1 protein-coding gene is annotated in these 717 nt (G+C 72.9%); it reads left to right on the top strand.

Features of this window, described 5'->3' with window-relative positions; all coding sequences use genetic code 11:
* Positions 1 to 105: 105 nt before the first annotated feature.
* On the top strand, positions 106 to 717 hold a 612-nt coding region (locus AC2W7M_RS26795; RefSeq protein ID WP_486136251.1), incomplete at its 3' end, for a thiamine pyrophosphate-binding protein.

The following is a 717-nucleotide window of genomic DNA, read 5'->3' on the forward strand; positions in this document are numbered from 1 at the left end:
CCGCTGCGCCGGCCGCCGGCCGATCAGACCCGCCGCGTCCGGCGCCCCCCGGCGCCGAACCCCGCTTCAGCCACATGCCGCCAAGGCAACACCTGAGGACACGACATGGCCCTCGGCACCGACTTCATTCTCGACGCATTGGCAGCGGAAGGCCTGGACCACCTGTTCATGGTGCCGGGCGGGCTGGTGGACCCCTTCATGCCGGCGCTCGGCCGGCAGACGAAGCTCACCCCCATCGTCGCCGCGCACGAAGGCGGCGCCGCCTATATGGCGGACGGCTATGCCCGCGCCAGCGGGCGCTTCGGCGCGGTGCTGGGCATCGGCGGGCCGGGGCTCGCGAACATGACCACCGCGGTCGCCGCCGCCAAGACCGATTCCTCGCCCCTGCTGGTGCTCTCTGGCGAGATCCCCGTCGCCATGGAGGGCCTCGGCGAGTTCCAGGACGCGAGCCAGTTCACCCTCGACGACACATCGATCATGCGGCCGGTGGCACGGCTCTCTCTCACCGTCGCGAGCGCGCAGAATCTCGGCCATGCGCTGCGCCACGGCCTCGCCGAGGCTCTGTCGCAGCCGCGCGGGCCGGTGCACCTCTCGCTCGCCCATGACGTGCTCGCCGGCGATTGCGATGCGGTCCACACCCCGATCTCTCCCGTCTTCACCGCGGCGCCGTTGGACCTGGCGGCCGCCGAGCGCGCGGTGCCGCTGCTCGCCGGCGCC

The sequence above is a fragment of the Xanthobacter sp. BG11Y11_SDJG genome (assembly GCF_057364445.1).